Here is a 400-nt window from a genome sequence, read left to right as displayed (position 1 = left end):
CGCTGGTGCCGTCGTTCCTGGTCAACCAGTTTGTCTTCCTTGAACCGAATGACGGCAGCCTGCCGCTGTATGCGCAAGTCAAGGAGTTGAACGGCAAAACTGCGGTGTTGCAGACGCTCAAGGACTACACGCACCAGAAGAACAACGTCTGGGGCGTGACCGCGCGCAACCGCGAGCAGAACTTCGCGCTGAACTTGCTGATGCATCCCGAGGTGGACTTCGTTTCGCTGCTCGGTCAGGCCGGCACGGGCAAGACGCTGCTGGCACTGGCAGCGGGCCTTGAGCAAGTTCTGGATCAGAAGCTTTATAACGAGATCATCATCACGCGCGCCACGGTGCCCGTGGGTGAAGACATCGGCTTCCTGCCCGGCACGGAAGAAGAAAAGATGCAGCCCTGGAT

General features: G+C 59.2%; 1 protein-coding gene. It reads left to right on the top strand.

Annotated elements, in window-relative coordinates:
• On the top strand, positions 1–400 hold a 400-nt coding region (locus tag I6F21_RS38330), incomplete at both ends, for a PhoH family protein (RefSeq protein ID WP_225184464.1).

It is taken from the genome of Bradyrhizobium sp. NBAIM03 (assembly GCF_020194055.1).
In the GTDB taxonomy this organism is placed as follows: Bacteria; Pseudomonadota; Alphaproteobacteria; order Rhizobiales; family Xanthobacteraceae; genus Bradyrhizobium; species Bradyrhizobium yuanmingense.
This window is presented reverse-complemented; position numbering and strand designations above follow the sequence as displayed.